Below are 4722 nucleotides of genomic sequence, written 5' to 3'. Positions count from 1 at the left end.
AAAGTCGCCAGGGGCTTTTTATAATTCGCGTGGTTTTCACTAAGTGCCCAGAACCTTAGAACGAGCTCCTCAGCTTTCATGCGCTTGTCATTTTTAATTTCAAGGGCGGTGAGGAAGTTCGATTCTTTAACTGCTTTAGTGGCGAGGCTCATTAAGTCGCCAAAATAGAGTCCATGCCTCAGCTCTTGCGGAGTAAGCTTTGTGGCGCCTGAGTTCAGTCGTTCAAAAACATCGAATTTAACTTGCGGGTGTGTGTCTTTTAAAATAACGATGCATCTTAGTGTGCGATTCTGAATGTGACGTTGAAAACGCGGATCCAGTTCAAAGAACCTACTGCCGTCAAGCTCAGGATATGCGGTCAGTCCTTTTAGAGGGAATTCGTTACTGAAATATTTCCGCATTGTGGTTAGACGCTGGTTCCCGTCTATCACCGAGAGCTTTTCGTCGGATTCTTGATTTAAGTAGATCACTGGTATTGGGCATTGGATTATCAGGGATTCTATCAGTCGAGACGCTTGTGCGTCAGACCAGACATAGCGTCGCTGAAATTTCGGTATGAAAATCGATCCATCAATGAGCTTTTCAACAATAGTCTCTACAGTGAAGTCATAAGTCTCAGTATGCAGCTTTCTCTGTTCAGGTGGGATCGAGAGCACACCATCTGCGAAATCCTCCTGTTCAAGGGCTTCGGGAAATAGTACATCTGCTAACTGCTCTGCTGTGCGCTTGCTGGCCATCGTGGGTTTCTCCTAAAAATTTCACTAGAATGGCTCGTAGAGCCCTAAGGATCAAGCTTTACTGAACTACCTAGCAAATAGTAGTCGAGTACCACTTTCGGAAAGTAGGACAGGGTAACTCGTGTTTTCAGAGCGTCTTGAAGACCGGCGTCAGTCTGCTGCTGGCTGATCCTTGTCGGTCCTGACCATCAGGATCAGGGCTCACTCAGAGATTGAAAATCCATGACTTTCCTATGCGTCGAACGACCAGCCGGACCGTTAGCATGTAGTAGTACCGGGTAGCCTCACTGCGGTGACTCATGCGATGCAGGAGAAACCAAGTCACATGTTTCTTCTGCCAACCCCAAGGCGTTTCTCGCTGCCAGCGGTGAGATATCTCAGCTTGGATGAGCTTTGCTTGCCGTAGATGACGCTGCTGCGTTGCGTACGACCCCTTCAGCACGGCAGCCAAGAACAGCTCCATATCGAATGCCTTACTCATCTGCGGCCTCCTATGTAGGCAGCGACCACATCGACCCGACCGTGCCCTAGCTCATAGCTGATTTGCCTCCGAGCTTCACGATCAAGGTTCCTATCTACCTGGCAACATTGGCCGCCGTTGATAGGTGCCGGGTGCTGGGTGATTTGCTCATAGCGCTCACATGCGTACGCCGCTCGTAGCTCATGAAAGCCATTGAGGTTGTCTGCATGCAGGATGTACCGCGCAGGGTGGATGATTTTTTGCAGAAGATTCAGGTAGCTTTCGTGTGGCGCAATCAGATTGCGGCTACTCGCAGGCGACACCTGCCGTGCAAACCCAAGCGCACCACGAATATGATCATCCACCGTAATCCATTGAGGTGCCAAGGCGCCGGCCCGGCCACCTTTGGTGCCGTCTTGGATGTTGATCTCGCCTAAGTGTTCGGCTTCACGACTTAACCGTGGTAGATCCGCCAAGATGGCCTCACGCAGGCGCATGCCGGTAGCTCGCGCCAACAGAACAATCGCGGCGGCCCGTAGCTGATGCTGGTTGCAAAGCGTATCGGCGATCTGCTTAACCTGTTCGCGATCTTGGCCCTGCGGCACCGACTGTCGAACCCCGCTGCGCTGCATACTCAATGCCTTGCTCGGGCTGGGCAACTTCACACACTGATCACCGCGAAGCGCTGCCATGGTTCTGTTAACGCTGGATAGCCGATTTTGTGCGGTGCTAACGGCGAGGTCACCACGCCCAACCACGTCGCGCAGCTACGCCGCATACTCCGCCAATATCTTCCGATCAATCTGCCGCGCATCATTGATACCGGGCCCCTGTTCGGAGCGGCACCACTTCACGAATGCCTGCCACCGATCACAGTGCGCTTTAACCGTGCCGTAGTGGCCACCGCCAAACATGTCTTTCAGCGCCTGCGGCCCTGCATAGCTCAATTGCCTGCCGTAGCCGAAATTGCGGCCATCGCGTCTACCCATTAATGCCATATCGGTCACCTCATCATACGATCTCCGATCCTTGCCCCACGTCATCTCGCCAAGAATGTTGAGTGTTATCAGGGATCAAGGCCCCTGCGACCTGTGGGGAATGTCCACTACGCGGGACTGGCGGCTCCTTACGACCAAGAGCAAGGCCATCTCATGATCTGGCCTCCTGAGCACCGTTGCCGGTGGGCGGGTGGAGGCAGCGCTGGCTGACGAAGCCAACACCTGAAGATCCTGAGCCGGGTGAACGCAGCGGTGCGATGACCGGGGCATGCCTGACTGTCAGTCAGGTGCAGTCCATTCCCTGGTCTGCGGCACCATCATCTACATCGCTGTTGCTGGTGACATCGGCGTTTGTCACGCCGATTGTCACGAGGGGAATTGCCGCAAAGCCATGTGCGATAAGGGCTGCGGCAGTGGTAGGAGCGCCCGTCTCTTTCCAGAGAAAGTGACGGGCGCAGGTTGGCGCATACGAAATGGCCAAGCGGATAGGATGCTGCTGGGCCGGAGGGTAAGTTGGCTGCCGCATGGGCAACGATATTTAGTTGGCATCCATCACATGGGTAGTGACCGTACGAGCTACCGGACGCGAATCGTACTTGGGGGTGAACCACCGCGGTTGCGGCGTGACCTTTCAGGTTTCTGGCCACATTCGGCTGCCTCGGCAGCGCTTGCATCTACCGGTCTACGCTTGTGGACAATGTTCGTCAAGCAAAGCAATTTCGGGGGGGTAGCGCCTGTGGATAAAACTATCCCCCGGTGGACATCAGTGGTTTTCCACAGATGACAACTGTGCCAGTGGTTTTAATAAGGTTAGGTCCATTGAAACGGGGCGGCTTTGCCGCCTCGTTTCAATGGACCCGCGCGGAGGAGCTTCATGCGGAGCTGTGGGTAACTTCACAGCGGGCTTGGGAGTAGTGCGGCGGGCTACTCGGTCCTCTTGGCACTACGAAGGCGCGTGACGTTCTCACCTGACTGATTGGCGAACTCATGCGGGGTGACATGCTCCTCGCGGTTTGCCTCCAGAAACCGGCTCCACCAAGTCATGATCATCCGGCGCTCTTCGAGGAACTCAGCCTTGTGGGTATAGGCGGCGCGCACGTTGTTGCGTTCCTTGTGGCTCATCTGCCGCTCGATAGCCGTCTCCGACCACAGCCCGGACTCGACCAGCGCACTGCACGCCATGGCTCGGAAGCCGTGTCCGCAGATATCCACCTTGGTGTCGTAGCCCATCGTCCTGAGCGCGGCATTCACCGTGTTTTCGGACATCGGTTTCCACGGTTTGGCATCCCCCCCGAACACCAGATCGAACTTGCCGGTGATCGCGTGAATCTGCTCAAGCAAGGCCACTGCCTGTGGCGATAAGGGTACAACGTGAATATCCCCGGCCATCTTTGTACCCCTTGTGGAAAAAGGCACGCCGTCGAGGGCTGGGCGAGTGTCGGGGATCTCCCAGATACCTCGCTTGAGGTCGAACTCATTCCAGCGGGCGAAACGCAGCTCACTGGAGCGTACGAACACATGCAAAGACAGCATCACCGTGAGGCGCGTGAGCGGGCGACCTTTGTAGTCGTCGATGCGTGCTTGTAACTCTGGCAGCCGCGATAAGGGTAGTGCGGGTCGATGTGTAACCCGTGGTGCTTTGATCGAGCCATCGAGGTCGTGAGCGGGGTTCGCCGTGATCAGCCGCAGCCGTTTGGCTTCGCGCATGATGCTTTGAAGGTAGTTCTTGATCCTAAGCGCCACGTCGATCGTGCCGCGTTTCGTCACGGCTTCTAGAGGCTGCATGAGGTCGTGGGTATCGAGCTCGACGATTGCCTTGGCACCGAGCAAAGGGAATACGTGAGTCTTCAACCGGCTGAGCACAGTCTTGGCGTGGCCCGGCGCCCACTTCGGCACCATCCCGGCATACCAATCGAGCGCAAGGCTTTCGAAGGTACGGCCATTGATTACGGCCTGCACCTTGGCCTGCTGCTTGGACTGGATAGGGTCAATGCCGTTGGCGAGCTGCTGTTTGAGCTCGAAGCGCTTGTGGCGAGCGTCAGCCAGCCCGACCACCGGGTAATTGCCGAGTGAGGTCAGGCCCTCTCGACCATCGGGCTTCACGTACCTGAGCCGCCAGCCTTTGCGACCGTTGGGCTTCACGAGCAGGTAAAGACCATCGCCGTCAAAAAGCTTGTACTCACGTTCGCGAGCCTTTGCAGTGCGGCAGGCGTTGTCGGTAAGGGGAGCCGTTGTGCGAGCCATAAGGGTACTTTCCAATGTCGAATTGGTAGGTATCCTTAAAAGTACCCTTATTAGCGCTGGCTACCCTCGGAATCCGACGGAACGCCAAAACGAAAAAACCCGCCAGAAGGCGGGTTTTTCGGGGGTTCCAGAGATTTTGAAAGCTTTCTATGGAACCTTGAATGGTGCCGGCACCAGGAATCGAACCCGGGACCTACTGATTACAAGTCAGTTGCTCTACCATCTGAGCTATACCGGCAATGGGGCGTCATTATAACGATCGTTTGGCGCCTGAGATCGGAAG

At 55.6% G+C, this 4722-nt stretch carries 3 protein-coding genes, 1 tRNA gene and 1 pseudogene; all 5 read right to left on the bottom strand.

The genetic code is table 11. The annotated features are described in order from the left end of the window. The coding region (locus NP534_RS25735) for a DUF262 domain-containing protein (protein WP_274100588.1) at nt 1–737 on the bottom strand (737 nt) is incomplete at its 3' end. A 205-nt stretch (nt 738–942) separates the two neighbouring features. Further along, complete coding sequence (locus NP534_RS25730) at nt 943–1218, bottom strand: hypothetical protein (protein ID WP_115273110.1); 276 nt, start codon at nt 1216–1218, stop codon at nt 943–945. Beyond that, a pseudogene (locus tag NP534_RS25725) lies at nt 1215–2195 on the bottom strand (integrase domain-containing protein). The gene NP534_RS25730 and the pseudogene NP534_RS25725 overlap by 4 nt, the downstream one beginning before the upstream one ends. A gap of 924 nt (nt 2196–3119) precedes the next feature. Next, nucleotides 3120–4439, bottom strand: a complete 1320-nt coding sequence (locus NP534_RS25720; RefSeq protein WP_274100587.1) for a tyrosine-type recombinase/integrase — start codon at nt 4437–4439, stop codon at nt 3120–3122. A 162-nt stretch (nt 4440–4601) separates the two neighbouring features. Further along, a tRNA-Thr gene (locus NP534_RS25715) sits at nt 4602–4677 on the bottom strand. Nucleotides 4678–4722 lie beyond the last annotated feature (45 nt).

The organism is Pseudomonas sp. 39004 (genome assembly GCF_028682155.1).
GTDB lineage: Bacteria > Pseudomonadota > Gammaproteobacteria > Pseudomonadales > Pseudomonadaceae > Aquipseudomonas > Aquipseudomonas capeferrum.
The sequence above is the reverse complement of the archived record's forward strand: the minus strand, read 5'-3'. Positions and strand labels throughout refer to the sequence as shown.